The sequence below is a fragment of the Streptomyces sp. YJ-C3 genome (assembly GCF_053891275.1).
Map to the genome: position 1 here is coordinate 8,140,472 of NZ_CM132685.1, position 25,160 is coordinate 8,165,631.

At 67.1% G+C, this 25,160-nt stretch carries 37 protein-coding genes; 6 read left to right on the top strand and 31 right to left on the bottom strand.

All coding sequences use genetic code 11. The features are described from left to right. Positions 1 to 112: 112 nt before the first annotated feature. The 26 genes from rpmJ to rpsJ form a co-directional block, all read right to left on the bottom strand. Positions 113 to 226 carry a 50S ribosomal protein L36 gene (rpmJ, locus tag ACVHNB_RS36740; protein ID WP_003974245.1) on the bottom strand — a complete coding sequence of 38 codons (114 nt, stop codon included), beginning with the start codon at positions 224 to 226 and terminating at the stop codon, positions 113 to 115. 59 nt (positions 227 to 285) lie between these two features. Beyond that, positions 286 to 507 carry a translation initiation factor IF-1 gene (infA, locus tag ACVHNB_RS36745; RefSeq protein WP_003948620.1) on the bottom strand — a complete coding sequence of 74 codons (222 nt, stop codon included), beginning with the start codon at positions 505 to 507 and terminating at the stop codon, positions 286 to 288. Positions 508 to 659: 152 nt separating this feature from the next. Further along, positions 660 to 1,496, bottom strand: a complete 837-nt coding sequence (map, locus tag ACVHNB_RS36750; RefSeq protein ID WP_428954240.1) for a type I methionyl aminopeptidase — start codon at positions 1,494 to 1,496, stop codon at positions 660 to 662. A gap of 130 nt (positions 1,497 to 1,626) precedes the next feature. Further along, a complete protein-coding gene (locus ACVHNB_RS36755; RefSeq protein WP_428954239.1) occupies positions 1,627 to 2,274 on the bottom strand; it encodes an adenylate kinase in 648 nt (215 codons plus the stop codon). After that, positions 2,274 to 3,587 (bottom strand): preprotein translocase subunit SecY, encoded by a 1,314-nt coding sequence (gene secY / locus ACVHNB_RS36760; RefSeq protein ID WP_428954238.1) that lies wholly within the window; start codon positions 3,585 to 3,587, stop codon positions 2,274 to 2,276. Before secY ends, ACVHNB_RS36755 begins: the two co-directional genes overlap by 1 nt. A gap of 235 nt (positions 3,588 to 3,822) precedes the next feature. Further along, positions 3,823 to 4,278: a 50S ribosomal protein L15 gene (gene rplO, locus ACVHNB_RS36765; RefSeq protein ID WP_093824865.1), complete on the bottom strand. Its 456-nt coding sequence runs from the start codon at positions 4,276 to 4,278 to the stop codon at positions 3,823 to 3,825. A gap of 2 nt (positions 4,279 to 4,280) precedes the next feature. Continuing rightward, entirely contained in the window at positions 4,281 to 4,463 is a 183-nt protein-coding gene (gene rpmD, locus ACVHNB_RS36770; RefSeq protein WP_005481207.1) for a 50S ribosomal protein L30, read from the bottom strand. Then, positions 4,463 to 5,065 carry a 30S ribosomal protein S5 gene (gene rpsE / locus ACVHNB_RS36775; protein ID WP_221353022.1) on the bottom strand — a complete coding sequence of 201 codons (603 nt, stop codon included), beginning with the start codon at positions 5,063 to 5,065 and terminating at the stop codon, positions 4,463 to 4,465. Before rpsE ends, rpmD begins: the two co-directional genes overlap by 1 nt. Positions 5,066 to 5,130: 65 nt before the next feature. After that, on the bottom strand, positions 5,131 to 5,514 hold the full coding sequence (gene rplR, locus ACVHNB_RS36780) for a 50S ribosomal protein L18 (protein WP_207824965.1): 384 nt from the start codon (positions 5,512 to 5,514) through the stop codon (positions 5,131 to 5,133). 3 nt (positions 5,515 to 5,517) lie between these two features. Further along, the gene (gene rplF, locus ACVHNB_RS36785; protein ID WP_018528361.1) at positions 5,518 to 6,057 is read right to left on the bottom strand and encodes a 50S ribosomal protein L6; all 540 of its coding nucleotides are present in this window, start codon (positions 6,055 to 6,057) and stop codon (positions 5,518 to 5,520) included. A 24-nt stretch (positions 6,058 to 6,081) separates the two neighbouring features. After that, positions 6,082 to 6,480: a 30S ribosomal protein S8 gene (gene rpsH / locus ACVHNB_RS36790; protein WP_028812365.1), complete on the bottom strand. Its 399-nt coding sequence runs from the start codon at positions 6,478 to 6,480 to the stop codon at positions 6,082 to 6,084. A 211-nt stretch (positions 6,481 to 6,691) separates the two neighbouring features. Continuing rightward, positions 6,692 to 6,877, bottom strand: coding sequence for a type Z 30S ribosomal protein S14 (locus tag ACVHNB_RS36795; protein WP_003948630.1), 186 nt, complete (start codon positions 6,875 to 6,877; stop codon positions 6,692 to 6,694). 5 nt (positions 6,878 to 6,882) lie between these two features. After that, positions 6,883 to 7,440, bottom strand: coding sequence for a 50S ribosomal protein L5 (rplE, locus tag ACVHNB_RS36800; protein WP_161304257.1), 558 nt, complete (start codon positions 7,438 to 7,440; stop codon positions 6,883 to 6,885). Then, a complete protein-coding gene (gene rplX / locus ACVHNB_RS36805) occupies positions 7,440 to 7,763 on the bottom strand; it encodes a 50S ribosomal protein L24 (protein ID WP_018543913.1) in 324 nt (107 codons plus the stop codon). The genes rplE and rplX overlap by 1 nt, the downstream gene beginning before the upstream one ends. A 2-nt stretch (positions 7,764 to 7,765) precedes the next feature. Beyond that, positions 7,766 to 8,134 carry a 50S ribosomal protein L14 gene (gene rplN, locus ACVHNB_RS36810; RefSeq protein WP_003974257.1) on the bottom strand — a complete coding sequence of 123 codons (369 nt, stop codon included), beginning with the start codon at positions 8,132 to 8,134 and terminating at the stop codon, positions 7,766 to 7,768. 106 nt (positions 8,135 to 8,240) lie between these two features. Beyond that, entirely contained in the window at positions 8,241 to 8,525 is a 285-nt protein-coding gene (gene rpsQ / locus ACVHNB_RS36815) for a 30S ribosomal protein S17 (protein ID WP_428954237.1), read from the bottom strand. Further along, the gene (rpmC, locus tag ACVHNB_RS36820) at positions 8,525 to 8,749 is read right to left on the bottom strand and encodes a 50S ribosomal protein L29 (protein WP_052580777.1); all 225 of its coding nucleotides are present in this window, start codon (positions 8,747 to 8,749) and stop codon (positions 8,525 to 8,527) included. The genes rpsQ and rpmC overlap by 1 nt, the downstream gene beginning before the upstream one ends. Continuing rightward, the gene (rplP, locus tag ACVHNB_RS36825; RefSeq protein ID WP_059424836.1) at positions 8,749 to 9,168 is read right to left on the bottom strand and encodes a 50S ribosomal protein L16; all 420 of its coding nucleotides are present in this window, start codon (positions 9,166 to 9,168) and stop codon (positions 8,749 to 8,751) included. Before rplP ends, rpmC begins: the two co-directional genes overlap by 1 nt. A gap of 5 nt (positions 9,169 to 9,173) precedes the next feature. Then, positions 9,174 to 10,013, bottom strand: a complete 840-nt coding sequence (gene rpsC, locus ACVHNB_RS36830) for a 30S ribosomal protein S3 (protein WP_207824960.1) — start codon at positions 10,011 to 10,013, stop codon at positions 9,174 to 9,176. After that, positions 10,013 to 10,360 (bottom strand): 50S ribosomal protein L22, encoded by a 348-nt coding sequence (gene rplV, locus ACVHNB_RS36835; protein ID WP_009997296.1) that lies wholly within the window; start codon positions 10,358 to 10,360, stop codon positions 10,013 to 10,015. Before rplV ends, rpsC begins: the two co-directional genes overlap by 1 nt. 42 nt (positions 10,361 to 10,402) lie before the next feature. After that, complete coding sequence (rpsS, locus tag ACVHNB_RS36840) at positions 10,403 to 10,684, bottom strand: 30S ribosomal protein S19 (RefSeq protein ID WP_030788278.1); 282 nt, start codon at positions 10,682 to 10,684, stop codon at positions 10,403 to 10,405. 12 nt (positions 10,685 to 10,696) lie between these two features. After that, complete coding sequence (gene rplB, locus ACVHNB_RS36845; RefSeq protein ID WP_428954236.1) at positions 10,697 to 11,533, bottom strand: 50S ribosomal protein L2; 837 nt, start codon at positions 11,531 to 11,533, stop codon at positions 10,697 to 10,699. Between the two features lie 39 nt (positions 11,534 to 11,572). Then, positions 11,573 to 11,989, bottom strand: a complete 417-nt coding sequence (gene rplW, locus ACVHNB_RS36850) for a 50S ribosomal protein L23 (RefSeq protein ID WP_164304029.1) — start codon at positions 11,987 to 11,989, stop codon at positions 11,573 to 11,575. After that, entirely contained in the window at positions 11,989 to 12,642 is a 654-nt protein-coding gene (gene rplD / locus ACVHNB_RS36855; RefSeq protein WP_338697305.1) for a 50S ribosomal protein L4, read from the bottom strand. Before rplD ends, rplW begins: the two co-directional genes overlap by 1 nt. Before the next feature lie 5 nt (positions 12,643 to 12,647). After that, a complete protein-coding gene (rplC, locus tag ACVHNB_RS36860) occupies positions 12,648 to 13,292 on the bottom strand; it encodes a 50S ribosomal protein L3 (protein WP_428954235.1) in 645 nt (214 codons plus the stop codon). Positions 13,293 to 13,310: 18 nt separating this feature from the next. Next, positions 13,311 to 13,619 (bottom strand): 30S ribosomal protein S10, encoded by a 309-nt coding sequence (rpsJ, locus tag ACVHNB_RS36865; RefSeq protein WP_003948644.1) that lies wholly within the window; start codon positions 13,617 to 13,619, stop codon positions 13,311 to 13,313. 563 nt (positions 13,620 to 14,182) lie between these two features. On the opposite strand from rpsJ, the gene ACVHNB_RS36870 reads away from it, so the two are divergent. The 6 genes from ACVHNB_RS36870 to ACVHNB_RS36895 all read left to right on the top strand — a co-directional run bounded on the left by ACVHNB_RS36870 (position 14,183) and on the right by ACVHNB_RS36895 (position 19,910). Further along, positions 14,183 to 14,494 carry a hypothetical protein gene (locus ACVHNB_RS36870; protein ID WP_428954234.1) on the top strand — a complete coding sequence of 104 codons (312 nt, stop codon included), beginning with the start codon at positions 14,183 to 14,185 and terminating at the stop codon, positions 14,492 to 14,494. Then, positions 14,491 to 15,222, top strand: coding sequence for a hypothetical protein (locus tag ACVHNB_RS36875; protein ID WP_428954233.1), 732 nt, complete (start codon positions 14,491 to 14,493; stop codon positions 15,220 to 15,222). The genes ACVHNB_RS36870 and ACVHNB_RS36875 overlap by 4 nt, the downstream gene beginning before the upstream one ends. 28 nt (positions 15,223 to 15,250) lie before the next feature. Continuing rightward, positions 15,251 to 16,765: a hypothetical protein gene (locus ACVHNB_RS36880; RefSeq protein ID WP_428954232.1), complete on the top strand. Its 1,515-nt coding sequence runs from the start codon at positions 15,251 to 15,253 to the stop codon at positions 16,763 to 16,765. A gap of 39 nt (positions 16,766 to 16,804) precedes the next feature. Beyond that, a complete protein-coding gene (locus ACVHNB_RS36885) occupies positions 16,805 to 17,323 on the top strand; it encodes a hypothetical protein (protein ID WP_428954231.1) in 519 nt (172 codons plus the stop codon). Positions 17,324 to 17,566: 243 nt separating this feature from the next. After that, the gene (locus ACVHNB_RS36890) at positions 17,567 to 19,540 is read left to right on the top strand and encodes a PIG-L family deacetylase (RefSeq protein WP_428954230.1); all 1,974 of its coding nucleotides are present in this window, start codon (positions 17,567 to 17,569) and stop codon (positions 19,538 to 19,540) included. Positions 19,541 to 19,595: 55 nt separating this feature from the next. Further along, entirely contained in the window at positions 19,596 to 19,910 is a 315-nt protein-coding gene (locus ACVHNB_RS36895) for a hypothetical protein (RefSeq protein WP_428954229.1), read from the top strand. A 97-nt stretch (positions 19,911 to 20,007) separates the two neighbouring features. On the opposite strand, the gene tuf is transcribed toward ACVHNB_RS36895, so the two are convergent. The 5 genes from tuf to ACVHNB_RS36920 form a co-directional block, all read right to left on the bottom strand. Then, the gene (tuf, locus tag ACVHNB_RS36900) at positions 20,008 to 21,201 is read right to left on the bottom strand and encodes an elongation factor Tu (RefSeq protein WP_428954228.1); all 1,194 of its coding nucleotides are present in this window, start codon (positions 21,199 to 21,201) and stop codon (positions 20,008 to 20,010) included. 153 nt (positions 21,202 to 21,354) lie between these two features. After that, on the bottom strand, positions 21,355 to 23,481 hold the full coding sequence (fusA, locus tag ACVHNB_RS36905) for an elongation factor G (protein ID WP_428954227.1): 2,127 nt from the start codon (positions 23,479 to 23,481) through the stop codon (positions 21,355 to 21,357). A 39-nt stretch (positions 23,482 to 23,520) separates the two neighbouring features. Beyond that, complete coding sequence (rpsG, locus tag ACVHNB_RS36910) at positions 23,521 to 23,991, bottom strand: 30S ribosomal protein S7 (protein WP_428954226.1); 471 nt, start codon at positions 23,989 to 23,991, stop codon at positions 23,521 to 23,523. A 2-nt stretch (positions 23,992 to 23,993) separates the two neighbouring features. Further along, positions 23,994 to 24,365 carry a 30S ribosomal protein S12 gene (gene rpsL / locus ACVHNB_RS36915; protein WP_003948652.1) on the bottom strand — a complete coding sequence of 124 codons (372 nt, stop codon included), beginning with the start codon at positions 24,363 to 24,365 and terminating at the stop codon, positions 23,994 to 23,996. 272 nt (positions 24,366 to 24,637) lie between these two features. Continuing rightward, entirely contained in the window at positions 24,638 to 25,114 is a 477-nt protein-coding gene (locus tag ACVHNB_RS36920; protein ID WP_428957642.1) for a DUF1707 and DUF4190 domain-containing protein, read from the bottom strand. Between the last annotated feature and the right edge of the window lie 46 nt (positions 25,115 to 25,160).

Sequence of the window (25,160 nt, forward strand, 5' to 3'; positions counted from 1 at the left end):
CGACCGAAGGTGTCGCCACGGTGGAAACCACCGCCGGCGGGCCCTGCATATGTACTCAATGTGTTGCGTGCGTCGCGCGAAACTCTGCGAACGAACTGCAGTAAGTCGTGCGTCAGCCCTGGCGCTGCTTGTGGCGCGGGTTGTCGCAGATCACCATGACCCGACCGTGACGGCGGATCACCCTGCACTTGTCGCAGATCTTCTTGACGCTCGGCTTGACCTTCATGGGTGAGGTTCTCCGGGTCAGTTGCCGGCAGCCCGCGGGAAGCGGGACTTGGGCAAGATCTACTTGTACCGGTAGACGATCCGGCCACGCGTCAGGTCGTACGGAGACAACTCCACCACGACCCGGTCGTCAGGGAGGATACGGATGTAGTGCATACGCATCTTGCCGCTGATGTGAGCCAGGACCTGGTGGCCGTTCTGGAGCTCCACCTTGAACATGGCGTTCGGAAGAGACTCGACGACAGTGCCTTCGATCTCGATGGCACCTTGCTTCTTGGCCACGCTTCGCCCTTCGAATCGACTACCTTGATCGACTCCCGATTCGCATGCGGACATGCAGATACACGAGAGCCGACGAGTCAGTCTACGTCAGTACCCCCGGAAAGACGAATCCGAGAATTCTGCCCTATCCGGGAGATCGCTAAGCCCCCGAATCAGCCCAACGGGTCAGGAGCCGCCGTCACGCCCAGCTCCGCCAGCTTCGCCCTGCCGCCATCCGGAGCAGTCAGCACCAGCGGACCCTCCTCCGTCAGCGCCACCGAGTGCTCCCAGTGCGAGGACCAGGTGCCGTCCGTGGTGATGACCGTCCAGTCGTCCTCCAGGACCTCGGTCCTGGGAGTGCCGAGGGAGACCATGGGCTCGATGGCCAGGCAGAAGCCGGGGACGAGCTTGGGGCCCTTGCCGCGGCGGCGCTCGACGTAGTTCAGCAGGTGCGGGTCCATGTGCATCTCGGTACCGATGCCGTGGCCGCCGTAGTCCTCGACGATCCCGTACTTGCCGCCGCCCGGCTTGGGCTGGCGGCGGATGTACGTCTCGATCGCGCGGGAGATGTCCACCAGCCGGTTGCCCGCCTTCATCGCGGCGATCCCGGCCCACATCGACTCCTCGGTCACCCGGGACAGCTCGATGAGCTCCGGAGCGTGACCGGAACCGACGAACGCGGTGTACGCGGCGTCCCCGTGCCAGCCGTCGATGATCGCGCCCGCGTCGATGGAGATGATGTCGCCGTCCTCGAGCACGACCTTGTCGCTCGGGATGCCGTGCACCACCACCTCGTTCTTCGAGGTGCAGATCGTGGCGGGGAAGCCGCCGTACCCCAGGAAGTTCGGCTTCGCCCCGTGCTCGGCGATGACCTTGCGGGCGACCTCGTCCAGGTCCTTGGTCGTCGCGCCCGGCACGGCCGCCTCACGGGTCGCGGCGTGGATCGCCGCGACGACAAGCCCCGCCTCCCGCATCTTGCGAATCTGGTCGGGGGTCTTGATCTGCACCATGAGGGCCTGCGCTCTCCGTCATCCGGCCGGTAAGGCAACTGTGGAACACCTGGGACTACACAACAACACTAAGGCCGCGGCCCCCCAGTCGGGGAACCGCGGCCTCAGGTACGTACGGAATGCGGCGGGACTAGCGCCCCAGGGCCTCCATGGCCCGTGCCGTGACCTCTTCCACCTTGCCGAGCGCGGAGATCGTCTTCACGAGCCCCTGCTCCCGGTAGTAGTCGATGATCGGCTCGGTCTGCGTGTGGTAGACCTCGAGCCGCTTGCGCACGGTCTCTTCCTTGTCGTCGTCGCGCTGGTACAGCTCGCCGCCGCAGACGTCACAGACGCCCTCGGTCTCGGGCTGCTTGTACGCGACGTGGAACACGTGCGCCGATTCGTTACGGCAGATGCGGCGGCCGGCGATGCGCTTGACCACCTCGTCCTCGGGGACCTCCAGGTCCAGGACCGCGTCCAGCTTCACGTCGTCGGCCTTGAGGGCGACGTCGAGCGCCTCGGCCTGCGAGACGTTGCGGGGGAAGCCGTCGAGCAGGAAGCCGTTCACGGCGTCCGGCTGCTCCATGCGGTCCTTGGCCATCCCGATGGTGACCTCGTCCGGAACCAGCTGACCGGCGTCCATGTAGGACTTCGCCTGCTTGCCCAGCTCCGTGCCCTGGCTGATGTTGGCACGGAAGAGGTCGCCCGTGGAGATGTGCGGGATCGACAGGTTCTGGGCAAGGAACGCGGCCTGCGTTCCCTTGCCGGCACCAGGCGGCCCGACGAGGACGATTCGCATCAGCGGAGGAACCCTTCGTAATTGCGCTGCTGGAGCTGGCTCTCGATCTGCTTCACCGTCTCCAGACCAACACCCACGATGATCAGGATGCTGGTGCCGCCGAACGGGAAGTTCTGGTTTGCCCCGAAACCAACCAACGCCATCGTCGGTACGAGAGCGATCAGACCCAAGTACAGCGAACCCGGCCAGGTGATCCGGTTGAGCACGTACGAGAGGTACTCAGCGGTCGGTCGGCCAGCCCGGATGCCCGGGATGAAGCCACCATACTTCTTCATGTTGTCCGCGACTTCCTCGGGGTTGAACGAGATCGCCACGTAGAAGAAGGCGAAGAACACGATCAGGAGGAAGTACGTAACGATGTAGATCGGGTGATTTCCCTTGGTCAGGTGGTCGTCGATCCACAGCTTCCACGACGAGTCACCACCCGCGAACTGGGCGACGAGGGCCGGGATGTACAGCAGCGACGAGGCGAAGATGACAGGGATCACACCCGCCTGGTTCACCTTGAGCGGGATGTACGTGGACGTGCCGCCGTAGGAACGACGGCCGATCATGCGCTTCGCGTACTGCACCGGGATACGGCGCTGGGCCTGCTCGACGAAGACCACCAGGCCGACCATGACCAGGCCGACGAGGATGACGGTGCCGAACTCGATCCAGCCGTCGGCCAGCGAGCCCGACTCCTTGATGGCCCACAGGGCGGACGGGAAGGTGGCGGCGATCGAGATGAACATCAGGATCGACATGCCGTTGCCGATGCCGCGGTCGGTGATCAGCTCGCCGAGCCACATCATCACGCAGGTACCGGCGGTCATCGTGATGACCATCGTGATGGTGATGAAGATCGACTGGTCCGGCACGATCTGGCTCGCGACGGGGCAGCCCTGGAAGAGGGCGCCGGTGCGGGCGGTGGCGACCAGGCCCGTGCCCTGAAGGATGGCGAGCGCCACGGTCAGGTAGCGGGTGTACTGCGTGATCTTCGCCGTACCCGCCTGACCCTCCTTCTTGAGGGCTTCGAGGCGCGGGATCACCACGGTGAGCAGCTGCAGAATGATGCTCGCGGTGATGTACGGCATGATGCCGAGCGCGAAGACCGTGATCTGCAGCAGCGCGCCACCGCTGAACATGTTGACCAGCCCGAAGAGACCGGTGCTGGAGTTGGCCACATCCATGCACGTCTGGACGTTCGAGTAATCCACACCGGGGATCGGGATATGCGCGCCGAGCCGGTAGATCACGATGATGCCCAGCGTGAAGAGCAGCTTCTTGCGCAGGTCGGGCGTCTTGAACGCCCGGGCGAACGCGGTGAGCACGGTGCCTCCTGCGACCCCCGCGCGCGTGCGTAGAGGTGACGGTCTTGAGGATTCGACGAATGGGTAACGGTCAAAGTCCGGGATTGGTGCCGGGGGCACACAACTAGCCCGGAAATTAACAGCGGACGCCACCTTACCGGCGTACCCGCCCCCCTAGGAACGACCAACCGGGGATACCCCATTTGTGGGGTATCCCCGGTCGGGATCGCTCATGTCATCGAGACGGCGTCTGAGATCAGACGAGCTCGGTGACCGTACCGCCGGCGGCGGTGATCTTCTCCTTGGCGGAGCCGGAGACGGCGTCGACCGTCACCTGCAGCGCCACGGAGATCTCGCCCTGGCCCAGGACCTTGACGAGGCTGTTCTTGCGCACGGCACCCTTGGCCACCAGGCCCTCGACCGTGACCTCGCCACCCTCGGGGTAGAGCGAAGCCAGCTTGTCCAGGTTCACGACCTGGAACTCGGTCTTGAACGGGTTCTTGAAGCCCTTGAGCTTCGGAAGACGCATGTGGAGGGGCATCTGGCCACCCTCGAAGCGCTCCGGAACCTGGTAACGGGCCTTCGTGCCCTTGGTACCACGACCGGCCGTCTTACCCTTCGACGCCTCACCACGACCGACACGGGTCTTGGCGGTCTTGGCGCCGGGGGCCGGACGGAGGTTGTGGATCTTGAGCGGGTTGTTCTCCGCCATGATCAGTCGACCTCCTCGACCGTCACGAGGTGGCGGACGGTGTGCACCATGCCGCGGAACTCGGGGCGGTCCTCCTTGACGACCTGCGTGTTGATGCCCTTGAGACCAAGGGAGCGCAGGGTGTCACGGTGGTTCTGCTTGCTGCCGATGTACGACTTCGTCTGCGTGATCTTGAGCTGCGCCATTACGCACCAGCCCCGGCACGCGCCCGGAGAAGAGCCGCGGGAGCAACGTCCTCGAGGGGCAGACCACGGCGAGCCGCGATCTCCTCGGGGCGCTGCAGACCCTTCAGGGCCTCCACGGTCGCGTGCACGATGTTGATCGCGTTCGACGAACCGAGCGACTTCGACAGGATGTCGTGAACGCCGGCGCACTCGAGCACTGCACGCACCGGGCCACCGGCGATAACACCGGTACCGGGGGAAGCAGGCTTGAGCAGGACGACGCCCGCGGCCTTCTCGCCCGTGATCGGGTGCGGGATGGTGCCCTGGATACGGGGGACCTTGAAGAAGTGCTTCTTGGCCTCCTCAACACCCTTGGCGATGGCGGCCGGCACCTCCTTGGCCTTGCCGTAACCGACACCTACGGTGCCGTCACCGTCGCCCACCACGACGAGCGCGGTGAAGCTGAAGCGACGACCACCCTTGACAACCTTGGCGACACGGTTGATCGCGACAACGCGCTCAACGTATGCGGTCTTCTCGGCGGCAGCGCCACCGTCGCGACCCTTCCGGTCCCGCCGCTCGCCGCCACCGGCACCGCTTCCGCGGCGCTGGGGTCCAGCCATTGGAATTACCTCTCTCTTTTTCCGCTAGCTACGCAGCGTGCAAAAGCCACTGCGTGGCGGGCGACTCAGAACTTGAGTCCGGCTTCGCGGGCGGCGTCCGCCAGGGCGGCGATGCGCCCGGCGTACTGGTTACCACCACGGTCGAACACGACGGCCTCGACACCGGCGGCCTTGGCGCGCTCGGCAACCAGGGCACCGACCGACTTGGCCTGCGCGGACTTGTCGCCCTCGCCGCCACGGATCGAGCTGTCCAGGGTGGACGCCGACGCGAGGGTGTGACCCTTCACGTCGTCGATCACCTGGGCCACGATGTTGCGGTTCGAGCGCGTCACGACCAGGCGCGGACGCTCAGCCGTACCCGAGATGTGCTTACGGATACGGATGTGGCGCCGCTTGATGGCAGCACGCTTGTAAGCGTCGCCCTTAGCGATCTTCTGACCGTATGCCATGGCTTACTTACCCGCCTTTCCGACCTTGCGGCGGATGACTTCGCCTTCGTACTTGACGCCCTTGGCCTTGTACGGGTCGGGCTTGCGCAGCTTGCGGATGTTGGCCGCAACCTCGCCGACCTTCTGCTTGTCGATGCCCTCGACCGAGAACTTGGTCGCCGATTCGACCTTGAACGAGATGCCCTCGGGCGCCTCGACCAGGATCGGGTGGCTGTAGCCGAGCGAGAACTCCAGGTTGGAGCCCTTCGCCAGGACGCGGTAACCGACACCGCTGATCTCGAGCTTCTTCACGTAACCCGTGGTCACGCCGGTGATCATGTTCGCCACCAGCGTGCGGGACAGGCCGTGCAGGGCCTTGTTCTGACGCTCGTCGTTGGGGCGGGTGACGTTCAGGACGCCGTCCTCACCCTTGGCGATGTCGATCGGCGCGACGATGGTGTGGCTCAGGGTGCCCTTGGAACCCTTCACCGTGACCGTGCGGCCATCGATGGTGACGTCCACGCCGGCGGGAACCGTGATGGGGAGCTTGCCAATACGCGACATAGCTGTTTCCTCCGTTCCCTTCCGCTACCAGACGTAGGCGAGGACTTCCCCACCCACGCCCTTCTTGCCTGCCTGCTGGCCGGTCAGGAGACCGTGCGACGTGGAGATGATCGCCACGCCGAGGCCGCCGAGAACCTTCGGCAGGTTGGTGGACTTCGCGTAAACGCGCAGACCCGGCTTGGAGATGCGCTTGATGCCGGCGATCGAACGCTCACGGTTCGGGCCGAACTTCAGCTCCAGGACGAGGGACTTGCCGACCTCGGCGTCCTCGACCTTCCAGCCGGTGATGAAACCCTCCTGCTGGAGGATCTCCGCGATGTGCGACTTGATCTTGCTGTGCGGCATGGCCACGGTGTCGTGGTATGCCGAGTTCGCGTTCCGCAGACGCGTAAGCATGTCTGCGATCGGATCAGTCATGGTCATGAATTGGCCTTCGGCCTCTCTCGCCGGGGTTTCCTGTATGCGCCATCCCTCTCCCCACACAGGGGCGGGACGGGTGCGGCGCGGGGACCTACGGCGTAGTAAGTCGGTCAGGGCGGCAGAAGCGCCCAACCCTCCTAGCGTAAGCCATGAGAGCTGGGGCCTCTGCCGACCCTTTGCTTACCGAGAGATCCGGGTCATCCCAACTGGGGGATTACCAGGAGCTCTTGGTCACGCCCGGCAGCTCGCCACGGTGAGCCATCTCACGAAGGCACACGCGGCACAGGCCGAACTTGCGGTACACGGAGTGCGGGCGGCCACAACGCTGGCAGCGGGTGTAGCCACGCACACCGAACTTGGGCTTACGAGCAGCCTTGGCAATAAGAGCCTTCTTCGCCATCTCGCTTACGCCTCCTTGAACGGGAAGCCGAGGTGACGAAGGAGCGCGCGGCCCTCAGCGTCGTTGGTCGCCGTGGTGACCACGGTGATGTCCATACCCCGGACGCGGTCGATCTTGTCCTGGTCGATCTCGTGGAACATGACCTGCTCGGTGAGACCGAAGGTGTAGTTGCCACGGCCGTCGAACTGCTTGGGGGACAGACCACGGAAGTCGCGGATGCGCGGGAGCGCGAGCGACAGGGTGCGGTCCAGGAACTCCCACATGCGGTCGCCACGGAGCGTGACGTGGGCACCGATCGGCTGGCCCTCGCGCAGCTTGAACTGCGCGATGGACTTACGGGCCTTGGTGATGGCCGGCTTCTGACCCGTGATGGTGGTCAGGTCGCGGACGGCACCGTCCATGAGCTTCGAGTCACGCGCAGCGTCACCGACACCCATGTTGACCACGATCTTGACCAGACCGGGGATCTGCATGACGTTCTCGTACGAGAACTCCTCCTGCAGCTTGCCCTTGATCTCGTCGCGGTACTTCTGCTTCAGACGCGGGTTCGTGGTGGTAGTCATCAGATGTCCTCACCCGTCCGCTTGGCAACGCGGATCTTGTTGCCCTCGTCGTCGAAGCGGTAACCGACGCGCGTGACGACCTTGTTGCCGTCCTTCTCCACGACCAGCTGGACGTTGGAAACGTGGATCGGGGCCTCGGTGGTCACAATGCCGCCGGCCTGCGAGCCGGAAGCCGTGGGACCGGCCTTGGTGTGCTTCTTGACCCGGTTGACACCCTCGACCAGGACACGCTCGTCGCGCGGGTAAGCGGCAATGACCTTGCCCTGCTTGCCCTTGTCCTTGCCGGTGATGACCTGGACCAGGTCACCCTTCTTGATCTTCATGCTTACAGCACCTCCGGCGCGAGCGAGATGATCTTCATGAACTTCTTCTCGCGCAGCTCACGGCCCACCGGGCCGAAGATACGGGTGCCGCGAGGGTCGCCGTCGTTCTTCAGAATGACGGCGGCGTTCTCGTCGAAGCGGATGTACGAGCCGTCCGGACGGCGGCGCTCCTTGACGGTGCGAACGATGACGGCCTTGACGACGTCACCCTTCTTCACGTTGCCACCGGGGATCGCGTCCTTGACGGTGGCGACGATGACGTCACCGATGCCCGCGTAGCGGCGACCCGAGCCACCGAGAACACGGATGGTGAGGATTTCCTTCGCACCCGTGTTGTCGGCGACGCGAAGTCGCGACTCCTGCTGGATCACGTCTATCTCCTGTTTGTCTGCCGGTTCCCGGCAGGGGCTCGCCTCTTACGAGGCAGGCCCCTGCCGAGCCTGGCGGAACGAACCCTGAGGGATACCCCTCAGAGAATTACTTGGCCTTCTCGAGGATCTCGACGATGCGCCAGCGCTTGGTCGCCGACAGCGGACGCGTCTCCATCAGGAGGACGCGGTCGCCGACGCCGGCAGCGTTCTGCTCGTCGTGCGCCTTGAGCTTGTTCGTACGGCGGATGACCTTGCCGTACAGCGCGTGCTTGACGCGGTCCTCGACGGCGACGACGACGGTCTTGTCCATCTTGTCGCTGACGACGAGACCCTCACGGGTCTTGCGGAAACCGCGCGCCTCAGTGTTCTCAGTCACGTTCTTCTCGCTCATCAGGCGTTCTCCACCGTCTCGATGCCGAGCTCACGCTCACGCATGAGGGTGTAGATCCGGGCGATGTCCTTGCGGACGGCCTTGAGCCGGCCGTGGTTCTCGAGCTGACCCGTCGCCGCCTGGAAGCGGAGGTTGAACAGCTCTTCCTTGGCCTCGCGGAGCTTGCCGACAAGCTCCTCGTTGCCCAGCTCGCGCAGCTCGGACGCCTTGGTACCGGTCGACATCACGCTTCACCTGCCTCGCGCTTGACGATCTTGCACTTCATCGGCAGCTTGTGGGCCGCGCGAGTCAGCGCCTCACGCGCGATCTTCTCGTTGGGGTACGACAGCTCGAACATCACGCGTCCGGGCTTGACGTTGGCGACCCACCACTCCGGGGAACCCTTACCGGAACCCATGCGGGTCTCGGCAGGCTTCTTGGTGAGGGGGCGGTCCGGGTAGATGTTGATCCAGACCTTGCCGCCACGCTTGATGTGACGCGTCATGGCGATACGAGCGGCCTCGATCTGACGGTTCGTCACGTACGCCGGGGTGAGGGCCTGAATGCCGTACTCACCGAACGCAACCTGCGTGCCACCCTTGGACATACCGCTGCGCTTCGGGTGGTGCTGCTTGCGGTGCTTGACCCTACGGGGGATCAGCATTTCGGTCAGGCCTCCGTTCCGGTGCTCTCAGCAGCCGGAGCGGCAGCGGCGGGAGCGTCGGCCTTGGGGGCCTCGGCAGCCGGCGCGGACTGCTGCTGCGGCTTGCGACCGCGACCGCCACGCTCGCCACCACGGCCACCACGGGCCGGGCGGTCGTTGCCGCCACGGGCCGGACGGTTGCCGGCGCGGGCTGCGGCGTTCTCGGCGCGAACCTCGGCGATGTTCTTGACGTCGCCCTTGTAGATCCAGACCTTCACACCGATGCGGCCGAAGGTCGTCTTGGCCTCGAAGAAGCCGTAGTCCACGTTGGCGCGGAGCGTGTGCAGGGGCACACGGCCCTCGCGGTAGAACTCCGAACGGGACATCTCGGCACCGCCGAGACGACCGCCACACTGGATCTTGATGCCCTTGGCGCCCGCCTTCATCGCCGACTGCATGCTCTTACGCATGGCGCGACGGAAGGAGACGCGGGAGGACAGCTGCTCCGCGACGGCCTGGGCCACGAGCTGAGCGTCCGTCTCGGGGTTCTTGACCTCGAGGATGTTCAGCTGGACCTGCTTGCCCGTGAGCTTCTCGAGGTCACCGCGGATGCGGTCGGCCTCGGCGCCACGGCGGCCGATGACGATGCCGGGACGAGCGGTGTGGATGTCCACCCGCACGCGGTCACGGGTGCGCTCGATCTCCACCTTCGAGATGCCGGCGCGCTCCATGCCGGACGTCATCATCCGACGGATGGCGACGTCTTCCTTGACGTAGTCCTTGTACAGCTTGTCGGCGTACCAACGCGACTTGAAGTCGGTCGTGACACCGAGCCGGAACCCGTGCGGGTTTACCTTCTGGCCCATTACCGGGTTCCTTCCTTGCTGCTGACGACCACGGTGATGTGGCTGGTCCGCTTACGGATCCGGTAGGCACGGCCCTGGGCACGCGGACGGAACCGCTTCAGGGTCGGGCCCTCGTCCACGTACGCCTCGCTGATGACCAGCGTGGAGGCGTCGGTGTGGTCGTAGTTGTGCGCGGCGTTGGCAATGGCGCTGTCCAGCACCTTGCCGACCGGCACGCTCGCGGCCTGCGGGGCGAATCGCAGGACCGCCTGAGCCTCCGTGGCATCCATGCCACGGATGAGGTCCACCACGCGGCGGGCCTTCATGGGCGTGACGCGGATGTACCGCGCCTGGGCCCTGGCTTCCATGGTTGTCCCTTCGGTGTTAGTCATAGTCGATTCCACCCCGCCTTAGCGGCGCTTCGACTTCCGGTCGTCCTTGACGTGACCCCGGAAGGTGCGCGTCGGCGAGAACTCGCCGAGCTTGTGGCCGACCATCGACTCGGTGACGAACACCGGGATGTGGGTCTTGCCGTTGTGCACCGCGATCGTGTGGCCCAGCATGCTGGGGATGATCATCGAGCGGCGGGACCAGGTCTTGATGACGTTCTTGGTACCGGCTTCGTTCTGAGCGTCCACCTTCTTTACGAGGTGTCCGTCGACGAAGGGTCCCTTCTTGAGACTGCGCGGCATCTAAACCCGCTCCTAGCGCTTCTTGTTCGTCTTGCGGCGGCGGACGATGTACTTGTTCGAAGCCTTCTTCGGCGAACGAGTACGACCCTCCTTCTGACCCCACGGCGAGACCGGGTGGCGACCACCGGAAGTCTTGCCTTCACCACCACCGTGCGGGTGGTCAACCGGGTTCATCGCCACACCGCGAACGGTCGGACGGACGCCGAGCCAGCGCTTGCGGCCGGCCTTGCCCCAGTTGATGTTCGACTGCTCGGCGTTGCCGACCTCGCCGATCGTGGCGCGGCAGCGCACGTCGACCAGACGGATCTCACCGGACGGCATACGAAGGTGGGCCATCGAGCCCTCCTTCGCGAGCAGCTGCACGGAGGCACCGGCGGAGCGGGCGAACTTGGCGCCGCCGCCCGGACGGAGCTCGATCGCGTGGATCGTGGTACCGACCGGGATGTTGCGCAGCGCAAGGTTGTTGCCCGGCTTGATGTCGGCCGCGGGGCCGTTCTCAACCCGGTCACCCTGCGACAGGCCACGCGGAGCGATGATGTAGCGCTTCTCGCCGTCTGCGTAGTGCAGAAGCGCGATGCGCGCGGTGCGGTTCGGGTCGTACTCGATGTGCGCGACCTTCGCCGGCACGCCGTCCTTGTCGTGACGACGGAAGTCGATCACGCGGTAGGCGCGCTTGTGTCCGCCACCCTGGTGGCGAACGGTCACACGACCGGCGTTGTTACGGCCGCCCTTGCTGTGCAGCGGGCGGACCAGCGACTTCTCCGGCGTGGACCGCGTGACCTCGACGAAGTCGGCGACGCTGGAGCCGCGACGGCCCGGCGTAGTCGGCTTGTACTTGCGGATTCCCATTTCTCAGTCCTCGTCCGATATTCGGACCAGGGCGCTCCGTTAGGAGGCCTGGCCGAAGATGTCGATACGGTCGCCCTCAACGAGGGTCACGATCGCGCGCTTGGTGTTCGCACGCTGGCCGAAGCCGGTGCGGGTCCGCTTGCGCTTGCCCTGACGGTTGATCGTGTTGACCCCGGAGACCTTGACCGAGAAGACCGCCTCGACGGCCTGCTTGATCTGGGTCTTGTTGGCACGCGGGTCGACGATGAAGGTGTACTTGCCCTCGTCGAGGAGCGCGTAGCTCTTCTCCGAGACGACCGGCTTGACGAGGACGTCACGGGGGTCCGTGAAGCTCTTGCTCAGCGGCGTCTCAACGGTGTTCTTGCCCTCGGTGGCGTGGCGCTTCGCCTTGGCGACGCGCGCGGCCTTGGCGGCCTTGGCGGCCTTCGAGGCGATGCTCGGGTGACGCGTAGCCATCAGGCTTCGCTCCCTTCGGTGTCAGCGGCCTTGGGGCCAGACACGAAGGACTCGAAAGCGGCCTGGGTGAAGACCACGTCGTCCGAGACGAGAACGTCGTACGTGTTCAGCTGGCCCGGCTCCAGGATGTGGACCTGGGGCAGGTTGCGAGCGGAGAGCAGCGAGGCCTCGTCGGCACGGTCGATCACGAGGAGCAGGTTCTTGCGCTCCGAGATCTTGCCGAGCAGCGACTTGGCGGCCTTCGTGGAGACTCCGCCGTCGACCACGCCGGTGACGACGTGGATGCGAGCGTTGCGGGCCCGGTCGGTGAGGGCGTGGCGCAGGGCCGCGGCCTTCATCTTCTTCGGGGTCCGCTGCGAGTAGTCACGCGGCGTGGGGCCGTGGACGACGCCACCGCCGGCGAACTGCGGCGCACGGGTCGAACCCTGGCGCGCGCGGCCGGTGCCCTTCTGGCGGTAAGGCTTCTTACCGCCACCACGGACCTCGCCACGGCGCTTGACCTTGTGCGTGCCCTGACGGGCGGCAGCCAGCTGCGCGACGACGACCTGGTGAAGCAGCGGAACGCTGATCTTCTCCACGTCGAAGATCTCGGCCGGGAGCTCAACGGTCCCGGTCTTGTCGCCGGAGGGCGACAGAATGTCAATGGTGCTCATAGTCCTCAGGCCCCCTTGGCCGCGGTGCGGACCAGGACGAGGCCGCCGTTCGGACCAGGAACCGCGCCCTTGATGAGGAGCAGGCCCTTCTCCGCGTCAACGGCGTGAACGGTCAGGTTCTGGGTGGTGACCCGCTCGTTGCCCATACGGCCCGCCATGCGGAGGCCCTTGAACACACGACCCGGGGTGGCGCAGCCACCGATCGAGCCCGGCGAGCGGTGCTTGCGCTGGGTGCCGTGACCGGCGCCGAGGCCCTTGAAGTTGTGACGCTTCATGACACCGGCGAAGCCCTTGCCCTTGCTCTTGCCGGTCACGTCCACCTTGACGCCGGACTCGAAGGTCTCAGCGGTGATCTCCTGGCCGAGGGTGTACTCGCTGGCGTCAGCGGTACGGATCTCGACGAGGTGACGACGGGGGGTGACGTCGGCCTTGGCGAAGTGGCCCTTGAGGGGCTTGTTCACCTTGCGCGGGTCGATCTCGCCGAACGCGATCTGGACGGACTCGTAGCCGTCGGCGTCGTTCGTGCGGACCTGGGTCACGACGTTGGGGCCGGCCTTGACGACGGTGACCGGAACAACACGGTTGTTCTCGTCCCACACCTGCGTCATGCCGAGCTTCTCGCCCAGGATGCCCTTGATCTGCTTAGCCATCTCTCAGATCACCGGCCCTCAGAGCTTGATCTCGATGTCGACACCGGCCGGGAGGTCGAGTCGCATCAGGGAGTCAACGGTCTTGGGCGTCGGGTCGAGGATGTCGATCAGGCGCTTGTGCGTGCGCATCTCGAAGTGCTCGCGCGAGTCCTTGTACTTGTGCGGCGACTTGATGACGCAGTACACGTTCTTCTCGGTAGGCAGCGGCACCGGGCCCGCGACCGACGCACCAGTGCGAGTCACCGTCTCGACGATCTTCTTCGCCGAGGAGTCGATGACCTCGTGGTCGTAGGCCTTGAGCCGGATGCGGATCTTCTGTCCCGCCATGGCTACTTAGTAGTCCTGTCTCTCGTAACGCTCTGGAACCCGGGGGTCCTGTTTCACACTTCCTCCGACCCACGCGGTCGGGCGTGTCGCAGTCCCGCTGACAGAAATATCCGTACGGATTTCCCTGCTAAGGGGGCTGCGGCCCGAGGCCGCATGTACCGGGGGAAGAAACCCACCGGGTGCCTGGCAGAGGGACCGCACCGCACTTCCCGGAAGATTCCCGTACGTCCGCCCCAGCGCTGCCGCAAGCGACAGATAAGGCGACGAGTACTGTGGGACTCGCTTCCGGTCCTCCCGGCGGGAGGCGCGCAGCATCGGCACTCAACCGAGCAACCCCGACAGTCTGCCATACGGGGCATGTCCGGGGCCAATCGAGCCGTAGAGATTACCCCCTGTGTGACTGAGGTCAAACCCTCGGCAGCGTCCGCCGTCGCGGACGGCGTGCCGGTGGACGTCTCGTGGCCGCTTCGTGCGGGCCACGTGACGCTTGCCGAGGCCCTTGGCATTGCCACGTATCCCGTGTGAAAGAGTCGCAGGACCGCAGATCACAGGGGGTCAAGGCCATGTCCGGCCACTGCAAGGCCGAGTTCGAAGCACTCGCCGGGCTCATCACCGATCTCAGCACGTGTGCCGACGGCATGCGTTCCGCGATGCGCGAGCTGAAGGACATCGGCCCCAAGGGGTCCGGGTACGACGACCTGGAAGACGCCTGCGACGACTTCCAGGACAAGTGGGGCTACGGGATCAAGCTGATCGCCGACGCCACCGGCGGGATCACCGACAAGGTGGCCAAGGCCGGCAAGGAGTTCCAGCACCTGGAGGACCTGGTCCGCAAGAAGGTCGAGGCCGTCGAGGCCAAGGACGCCCACCGGTGACGACAGCGCCCGAGACCGGCCACGGACCGGCCTTCCGCTTCGAGGTGCAGCCCGAGTTCCACGAGATCCCGCTCGGCCTCGACGCCGACGCCGCGGCCCTCGACGAGCGGCTGCGGCAGTTCGCCCGTGACTACTGGGGCGAGGGCGAGGAGCGGGAGCCACTGCGCAGGCTGACCGCCGTCCTGTACGGCGTCACCGCGCAGGACCTCACGGCGGGCGGCGCGGTCTACAGCGCCCTGGGCATCTTCCCCATCGGCGGCACCGCGGACGGATCCGAGCCGCCCGAGCGCATCAGCCGCGCCACGCTCACCGTCAGCGTGCGGGACCTGGAGAACCCGGATCCGCACATCAGCGCCGCCGGGATCGCCGAGGTCCTGGACAAGTCCGCCGAGAGCGGCGAGGTCCAGTCGATCGTGCTGCCCGCCGGGCCCGCGGTCGTGCACATCGCGGGCACACGCGCCGTGTGGGACCTGCCGACGCCGTCCGAGGAGCCCGATGGCGCCGCCGGCCCCGGCGAGCAGGAGCGCTTCTTCGTACGCATCGAGATCTGGCTGCCGTTCCCCGACGAGGACCGGCTGCTGCTCCTGTGCCTGAGCACGCCGGACACCCAGGATCTCTTCCACTACCAGGCGGTCCTCGCGGACATCGCCGACACGATCGCCTTCGGGGAGCAGGCACCGGCGTCCGCCGAGGCCGGCGCCGCGCACTCCCCCCTCGCCGCGTACTGACCGCGCAGCGTCAGCAGAGGACACCTCCATGACCACGCAGACCTACGACGCACTCGGCTTCGACCCGGCCCCGGGAGTGCCCGCTTCCGTGCAGAAGCTGGTCGCCTCGCTGGAGACGGCGGGCAAGCGGCTGGGGGACGCGCACGGGACGCTGTCCAAGCTGGGGAAGGGGAACGCCGCCTGGGAGGGCGTGGCCGCCGAGGCCTTCACCAAGAAGCTCGGCGATCTGCCCAAGTACCTTGCGGACGGCCACAGTTCGGTGGCGGACGCCACGCATGCGCTGAACGGCTGGCACACCCGGCTGACGGAGTTCCAGACCCTCGCGGGCCGCTACGAGCGCGAGGCCGAGGCGGCCCGGCGCACCCTCACGGAGGCACAGGGCAACCCCGACCTCAAGCTGGCGGGCAGGACCTTCGACACCGATGCGGCCCTGCACGACGCACAGCGGCGCCTGGACCACGCGACGCGGCGGGTGAACGAGGCGCAGGGCGACCTCGACGCCGTCATCAAGAAGGCCCGGTCCCTCCTGGAGCACCACGACGAGGCGGCCCGCGCCGCGGCCCGCGTCATCCGCGAGGCGGCCGGCATCGCGCCCGACCAGAGCCTGCTCGACAAGTTCGTGGACACGCTCAAGGACATCGGCAACAAGATCAAGGAGATCGCCGGCGACATCTGGAAGTGGATCCAGAAGCACGCGGACACGATCTACAAGATCGGCGACTGGCTGGGGTACGCGAGCGCGGCCTGCGACGTACTGGCGGTGGTCTTCTCGGAGACCGTCATCGGCGCGGCCGTCTTCGAGGGCATCGGCATGGCACTCAACGGCGGAGCGCTGGCCTTCCACGCGCTCGGGTGGGCCGCCGGTTCGAAGAAGGGGAACTGGACCGACATCGGCCTGGACATCATCGGCTTCGTCCCGTTCGGCGATCTCGCCCGCGCCGGGAAGGTCGCCAAGGGTGCCTTCAAGGGCGTCAAGATCCCGACGAACCTGCTGGAGGCGGGTTCCAAGGCAGCCGACGCGTTCAAGCGCGCGGACGACATCGTCGCGGCGGTCGGCGGCAGCGCCACGCGCAGCGTCGAGCAGGCCGGGATGCGCTCCCTGGGCATCGTCGGCAACCGGATCGACGCGCTCAAGATCACGGCCGACACCTTCGGCGAGCGCTTCAAGGTCGCCGTCGCCAAGGAGTTCGGCGACAGCACCCTGTACCGCGCGGCCGCCGGGCGGCTCGGCGGCCCCCTCGACCAGGTCGTGCCCAAGCTCGTCGAGCACACGCCGCTGGGCCGGATCCCTGCCATCGCCGACTCGGTCAAGCCGATCGTGGACGACGCGGGGAACACGGTCCGGCACTACGTCGATCCCCGGTCGTGGACCGCGCGCGGCTACGAGGCGGTCACCGGGGCCAAGGGCCTGTACACCGAAGGCGCCCGACTGATCCATGAGAACGTCGAATACGGTTCCGAGAAGGTGCACGAAGGGCTCGACAGGGCGCGCGAGACAGCCGGTGAGCTGGTGGACGGCGTCAAGAGCCTGAACCCCTTCTGACGGGCGGGACCAGGGGCAGGACAGTGACAGGACAGTGAGATGAACGTGATGCACCCCGAACCGCAGGCCGGCGGCAGGGCCCCCAAGTCGCTCACGGCTGCGCGCGTGCGGTACACGATGCAGTGGCTGTGGTTCCCGCTGCTCTGGGCGCTGTGGCTGGTGCCCTGGCTGGTCCTGGTGTTCCTGTACTTCGTCTTCCTTCCCTTCACCTTCCTGTGGGACCTCGACCTGCCGGGCATGCCCGGCACCGGCCGCCGGTTCCGCTGGCGCCGTCGCATGTGGCTGAACCGCAAGCGGATGCGCCGGGAGTGCTCCGCCGACCTGCCCTGGCTGGAGGACCAGCTGCGGGCCCTGTTCGACAACCGGTCCCCGGTTCTCGAAGGCCGCCAGAGCAGCGGCACCACCTGGCGGCACCGCGACGGCCGCATCGAGGTCGACGACAGCCACTACCGGCAGCTGGGTGTGGCACGCGCCGTCCAGATCGCCCAGGAGAACGGCTACGAGGCCGATGTGAGGGACGCACCGACGTGGCTGGTGTTCCGCTACCGCGGCGCCTGACTGGCTCGTCCCCGCCGCGTACATGGCCCTGCGGGCGTCCGGCGAGTGGCCGCCGACGCGCTGATCCCCGTCCGGGTGAACAGAACATGTACGCGCATGGAACCTGATCCCCATGGCGACCCTCTAGCCAGGTGAACAACCTGAACAGAGGCGAGCGCCCCACCCACCGCTGCCTCCACAGCGGACGGAGTGAGCGCCCCCGTGCGGAACCCACCTGCGACAGCCCTGCCCGGAATACGTGGAATGTCGCGCCGTGGGCTCCTGGCCGGCGGCGCCGCGCTCGCCGCCGCCGGCGCACTCACCGCCTGCTCCCGCACCGCCCCCGCTCCCCCGCCGCACACCACCGCCCCCTCCCCCGCGACCGGCCTCCCCGCCGCCCAGGCCGAGCGCGCCCTGCTGCTCCAGGTCCTCGCCCACCCCGACGACGACCTGTACTTCATGAACCCGGACACGCAGCACGCGCTCGACGCGGGCACCCCGCTGGTCTGCGTGTACGTCACGGCCGGCGAGGCCGACGGCATGAACAAGACGCCGGCCGACCGCGCCCCCGCCCCGAACAAGGCCGCCTACTCCGCGGCCCGCCACCAGGGCCTGCGCCAGTCGTACGCGACCCAGCTCGGCCTGCCCGTCTTCACCCGCTGGAACACCACCGTCACCCGCTTCCGGAACGGATTCCAGGCCGAGGTCAGCACCCTCGAACACCGGGGCCGCCGCGTCGAGTTGGTCCATCTCGACCTCGCGATGCACACCCCGGCCGGGCACATGGGCGTACCCGCTCTGTGGCGCGACCGCGGCCTGCTCCTGCGCACCCTCGTCCCGGAGGGGTCACCCCTGCGCACGGTCCAGACGTACGACTACGAGTCCCTGATCGGGGTCCTCGTCGAGCTGTACGAGCGCTACCGCCCCACCCTCGTGCAGACCCTCGACCCGGACCCCGACATCCAGCTGAGCGACCGGATCACCCAGATCCGCGACAGCGAGCAGCCCGGCTACTCCGATCACGCCGACCACACCGCCGTCGCCTGCTTCAGCTGGGCCGCGCTGATCCGCTGGGCGCAGACGGCCAAGGGCGGCCCGCCCGCGTTCGTGGCCACCGCGTTCCGCGGCTACTACAACCACCACTGGCCGAAGAACCTCCCGCCGCAGGTACTCGACCAGAAGGCCGCGCACCTGATCCCGTACGGCGCCGCCCCCGACTGGCAGTGCGGCAACCCGGCGGGCTGCGGCGACTACAACGTCGGCGGCGACCGCCCCCTCACCAACCGCAAGGGCTGGGTCCGCGCCACCCACTACCGCTACCCCGGCCCCCGCCTGGCCCTCGCGCAGAACGCCGACGGGCGGGTCACCGCGTACGGCGTGCTCGGCCTGCGCGCGGTCCGCTACGACGAGCGGGACGGGGCGGCCGGGGGGTTCGGCGCCCCCGCCGACCTCGGCGGCGGCCCGCTCGCCCCCGTGCTCGGCAGCGCCACGCTCCCCGACGGCCGCCACCTGGTGTTCGGCCTGCGGCTCGCCGCGATCGAGGGCAGGGGCGCGCCAGATGTGCGCGAGATCGTGGTCCTGGAGCAGCGCGGCCCGCGCAGATACGGCCCCTGGACCAGCCTCGGCAACCCGGAGAGCGACGCCGACCGCGGCCGCCGCACAGGCGTCCCCGTGGCGGTCACCGCCCCCGACGGCCGCGTCCACCTCTTCGTGCGCAACGCGGACCAGGGCATCAGCACCCGCGTCCGCGACACGGCGGGCACCTGGTCGCCCTGGCGCGACCTCGGCGGCGGCCCGGTCCAGGACGGCCTCACGGCGGTCGTCGGCGACGACGGGCAGGTGCACGTCTACGCCCCCGGCCACTACACCGTCCACCACTGGACCCCGGACGGCCCCGACCCGCTCACCGGCCTGCCCACCCCCGCGGACGCGATAGCCGCGGCGGGCAGCCGCCTCTACTTCCGCCCGCCCGCTTCCGACCGGCTGCTGTCCCCGGGCGGCCCGGCCGTGCACTTCCCCGGCTACGGCCCGGTGACGGCCGCCGGCCCCTACCTCCTCGGCCGCGACACCACCGGCCGCGTCCAGCTCCTCCACGCCGGCCGCATCACCCGCCCGGCCACCGCCCCGGTCACCCTGGACGGCCCGACCCTGACCACGAGCAGCCGCGGCCCCACAGCCGCGGGCCTGTCCCCGGACGCCCGACCGTGGCTGTGGCGACCGGCACAGGCGAAGGCCTGACCCCTCTCCCCGGAACACGGGCCACGAACCACGGACCACGGGCCACACTGGCCCGATGCCCGACCTCTCCCCCGAGCCCGACGACATCGGCTGCGTCCGCACGGTCCTCGCCGTCCCGCTGACCCTCCTCACCCTGCCCGCCGCCTGGTTCTGCTGGACGGCCCTGACGATCCGCCCCGGATACCCCGAGGACGACGACGCCTACCGCGGCATCGAGGCCTCCTGCCTGGTCACCGTCTTTCTCGCCGGCGCGGCCGCCCTGCTGTGGCTTCTGCCCTCGGTGCGCCGCGTCCTGGGGTGGCCCTGGGTGGCCCCGGCCGCGGTGCTGCTGGTGGTCGCCGTGGTGCGCTGGGTGACCGTCCCCCAGTAGATGCGCGCATGCGAAAGGGCCCGTACGACCGAAGTCGTACGGGCCCTTTCGGAGCTCTAGGAGCTACCAGGCATCAAGCCCAACAGGCAAGCGGAACTTACTTGTTGATCTTGGTGACCTGGCCGGCGCCCACGGTCCGGCCACCCTCACGGATGGCGAACTTCAGGCCCTCTTCCATGGCGACGGGCTGGATGAGCTCAACGGTCATCTCAGTGTTGTCACCCGGCATGACCATCTCGGTGCCCTCGGGGAGGGTCACGACGCCGGTCACGTCCGTGGTACGGAAGTAGAACTGCGGGCGGTAGTTGTTGAAGAACGGGGTGTGACGGCCACCCTCGTCCTTCGACAGGATGTACGCCTGCGCCTCGAACTCGGTGTGCGGCGTGACCGAACCCGGCTTGATGATGACCTGGCCGCGCTCGACGTCCTCGCGCTTGATGCCACGGAGGAGCAGACCGACGTTCTCACCGGCCTGGCCCTCGTCGAGCAGCTTGCGGAACATCTCGATGCCGGTGACCGTGGTGGTGGTCTTCTCGGTCTTGATGCCGATGATGTCGACGGTCTCGTTGACCTTGAGGATACCGCGCTCGATACGACCGGTGACGACGGTGCCACGACCGGTGATCGTGAAGACGTCCTCGATCGGCATCAGGAACGGCTTGTCGACGTCGCGCTCGGGCTCCGGGATGGACTCGTCCACGGCCTTCATGAGCTCGAGGACCGAGTTGCCCCACTCCTTGTCGCCCTCGAGGGCCTTCAGAGCGGAGACCTTGACGACCGGAACGTCGTCGCCCGGGAACTCGTACTCGGAGAGGAGCTCACGGACCTCGAGCTCGACGAGCTCCAGGATCTCCTCGTCGTCCACCATGTCGGCCTTGTTCAGGGCGACAACGATGTACGGAACGCCGACCTGGCGGGCCAGGAGCACGTGCTCCTTGGTCTGCGGCATCGGGCCGTCGGTGGCGGCGACCACGAGGATGGCGCCGTCCATCTGCGCGGCACCCGTGATCATGTTCTTGATGTAGTCCGCGTGACCGGGGCAGTCGACGTGCGCGTAGTGACGCGTCTCCGTCTGGTACTCGACGTGCGCGATCGAGATGGTGATACCGCGCTGGCGCTCCTCAGGAGCCTTGTCGATCTGGTCGAACGCCGAGGCCTCGTTGAGCTCCGGGTACGCGTCGTGCAGCACCTTGGTAATGGCGGCCGTGAGGGTCGTCTTACCGTGGTCAATGTGACCGATGGTGCCGATGTTGACGTGCGGCTTAGTCCGCTCGAACTTCGCCTTCGCCACTGGGTCCTCCTGTGGAGTGGTTCTGTACGCCTTGCTTCATCGGCGCCAGGTGATCTTTGCTGGAAAGCCCGGGCCCCGGGGTATTTCACGACGGTTGCCGCGAAATACCCCGAGAGACTCCGGAGTCAAGCCTAAAGCGTGAACTCGAGTGAGTTACTCGCCCTTGGCCTTCGCGATGATCTCCTCGGCGACGTTCCGCGGAACCTCGGCGTAGGAGTCGAACTGCATTGAGTAGCTTGCGCGACCCGACGTCTTGCTGCGGAGGTCGCCGACGTAGCCGAACATCTCCGAGAGGGGCACGAGGCCCTTCACGACGCGAGCGCCGCTGCGCTCCTCCATGGCCTGGATCTGGCCACGGCGGGAGTTGATGTCACCGATGACGTCACCCATGTAGTCCTCGGGCGTGGTGACCTCGACGGCCATCATCGGCTCGAGCAGCACGGGCTTCGCCTGACGCGCGGCCTCCTTGAAGGCCTGCGAACCGGCGATCTTGAACGCGAGCTCGGAGGAGTCGACCTCGTGGTAGGCACCGTCGAGAAGCGTGACGCGGACGCCCGTCATCTCGTAGCCGGCCAGGATGCCGAACTGCATGGCCTCCTGCGCACCGGCGTCCACCGACGGGATGTACTCCCGCGGGATACGGCCACCGGTGACCTTGTTCACGAACTCGTACGACGCCTCGCCGCCCTCGATGGGCTCGATCGCGATCTGCACCTTGGCGAACTGACCGGTACCACCGGTCTGCTTCTTGTGGGTGAAGTCCACGCGCTCGACGGCCCGACGGATCGTCTCGCGGTACGCGACCTGCGGCTTGCCGACGTTCGCCTCGACGCGGAACTCGCGCTTCATGCGGTCGACGAGCACCTCGAGGTGAAGCTCGCCCATACCACCGATGATGGTCTGGCCGGTCTCCTCGTCCGAGTGAACCTGGAAGGAGGGGTCCTCCTCCGAGAGACGCTGGATGGCGACACCCAGCTTCTCCTGGTCACCCTTGGACTTCGGCTCGATGGCGACCTGGATGACAGGCGCCGGGAAGTCCATGGACTCCAGGATGACCTGCTGCTTGTCGTCACAGAGCGTCTCGCCCGTGGTGGTCTGCTTCAGACCCATGACGGCGACGATGTCACCGGCGCCCACCGACTCGATCTCCTCACGCTTGTTCGCGTGCATGCGGTAGATCTTGCCGATGCGCTCCTTCTTGCCCTTGACGGGGTTCAGCACCGCGGTGCCGGACTCCAGGCGGCCCGAGTAGACCCGGACGAAGGTGAGCTTGCCCAGGTGCGGGTCGCTCATGATCTTGAACGCGAGGGCAGCCAGCGGCTCGTCGTCCGACGGCTTGCGCTTGACGACGACCTCGGGGTCCTTGACGTCGTGGCCCTCGATGGCCTCGACGTCGAGCGGGGTCGGCAGGTAGCGCACGACGGCGTCGAGCAGGGGCTGAACGCCCTTGTTCTTGAACGCGGTGCCGCAGAACACGGGGGTGACGGTGGTGTCGCCGCCCTTGCCGGAGGCGATGGTGATGCGACGCACGGCCGCGTACAGCTGCTCCACGGTGGGCTCGGTGCCCTCCAGGAACAGCTCCATCATCTCTTCGTCGTTCTCCGCGACGGCCTCGAGCAGCTTGCCGCGGTACTCCTCGGCAGCCTCGGTGTGCGTGGCGGGGATGTCGACGATGTCGTACGCCTCGCCCTTCGCGGCCTCGGCCGACCAGACGAACGCCTTCATCGTGACGAGGTCGACGACACCCTGGAAGTCGGCCTCGGCACCGATGGGCAGCTGCATGACCAGCGGGGTCGCACCGAGGCGGTCGACGATCATGTCGACGCAGCGGTGGAACTCGGCACCGGTACGGTCCAGCTTGTTCACGAAGCAGATGCGCGGCACGCCGTAACGGTCGGCCTGACGCCACACCGTCTCGGACTGCGGCTCAACGCCGGCGACGCCGTCGAACACCGTCACAGCACCATCGAGAACACGCAGGGAGCGCTCCACCTCAACGGTGAAGTCGACGTGCCCAGGCGTGTCGATGATGTTGATCGTGTAGTCGTCGTTCTCGAGCGGCCAGTGACAGGTGGTGGCAGCAGAGGTGATCGTGATGCCACGCTCCTGCTCCTGCTCCATCCAGTCCATCGTGGCAGCGCCGTCGTGGACCTCACCGATCTTGTACGAGACACCGGTGTAGAACAGGATCCGCTCGGTCGTCGTCGTCTTGCCCGCGTCGATGTGAGCCATGATCCCGATGTTGCGGACCTTGGCCAGGTCAAGTGAAGTGGTAGCCATAAGGCTTCAGTCTTCTCTCGGTCTCGATGTGGGTAGCGACTACCAGCGGTAGTGCGCGAAGGCCTTGTTGGACTCGGCCATCTTGTGCGTGTCCTCGCGCTTCTTCACGGCAGCGCCGAGGCCGTTGGAGGCGTCGAGCAGCTCGTTCATCAGACGCTCGGTCATCGTCTTCTCGCGACGGGCGCGGGAGTAACCGACGAGCCAGCGGAGCGCGAGGGTGCTGGCGCGGCCGGGCTTGACCTCGACCGGAACCTGGTAGGTCGCGCCACCGACACGGCGGGACTTGACCTCGAGGGTCGGCTTGATGTTCTCGAGCGCGCGCTTCAGCGTGATGACCGGGTCGGCGCCCGACTTCTCACGCAGGCCCTCCATGGCGCCGTACACGATGCGCTCGGCGGTGGAGCGCTTGCCGTTCAGCAGCACCTTGTTGATGAGGGAGGTCACCAGAGGAGAACCGTAGACCGGGTCGATGATGACCGGGCGCTTCGGGGCGGGGCCCTTACGAGGCATTCTTACTTCTCCTTCTTGGCGCCGTAGCGGCTGCGGGCCTGCTTGCGGTTCTTGACACCCTGGGTGTCGAGCGAACCGCGGATGATCTTGTAACGAACACCGGGCAGGTCCTTCACACGGCCGCCACGCACGAGCACGATGGAGTGCTCCTGCAGGTTGTGTCCCTCACCCGGAATGTAGGCCGTGACCTCGATGCCGCTGGTCAGACGCACACGCGCGACCTTACGGAGGGCCGAGTTCGGCTTCTTCGGGGTGGTCGTGAACACACGCGTGCAGACGCCACGGCGCTGGGGCGAACCCTCGAGTGCGGGCGTCTTGTTCTTCTCGACCTTGTCCTGCCGGCCCTTCCGGACCAGCTGCTGGATCGTAGGCACTACTTCTCCGGTTTCTGTGTGCCGAGTAGTAAAGCTAACCTGGAACGTTGCCGACCCACGCGGTCGGGTGTGTCGAATACTGCAGACCCCCGCTCGAAGACGGGAAGGCGGCAGATTGCGGTGGCCTTGATCGGAATCGATCGGGACTCGCCGTGCGGCTGAAGACACGCACACGAGCCCAGGCACACCCCAGGCACAAGGTCTGAGCGTACCTATCTCATACGCTGCGGTCAAAACAAATGCCCCGCAGCCGGGACACGCCGGACGCCTGCTCAGGCGCCCGAGGAGCTCGCCATCGCGATCACGAACGTGAGGAACAGCACCCAGCCCGCGATCGAGAGCCAGCCGAGCACCAGCCCGGCCACGGCCATACCGTCGCCCTGCTCCCCGCTCCGCTTGATCTCGCCGCGGGCCATGTGCCCGAGGATCACCGCGGGAAGCCCGGTCAGACCCCCCGAGAAGAACGTCGACACCCCGCACACCAGCGCCCCGATGGCCTTGCCGTTGGTCGGCACGGGCAGCGGCGGAGCCGGCAGGAACGTCCGCGGCACCGGCGGCATCAGCTGCGGCTGCTGCGGTACGGGCCCCTGCGGAAGATCGGCGACGAGAACGCTCAGCTCCCCCACGGTGCGCGCCTGATACGCCCGCTCGACCCGCTTCTCGTACTCCCCCTGCGGCAGCCGCCCCTCGGCGAACCCGGCCCGCAGCACGTCCACGGCGCGCTCCCGGTCGGCGTGCGCGGCCAGCATCGACGGCTGCTGACCGTGCTGCGGCGGCCACGGCGCCGGCTGCCAC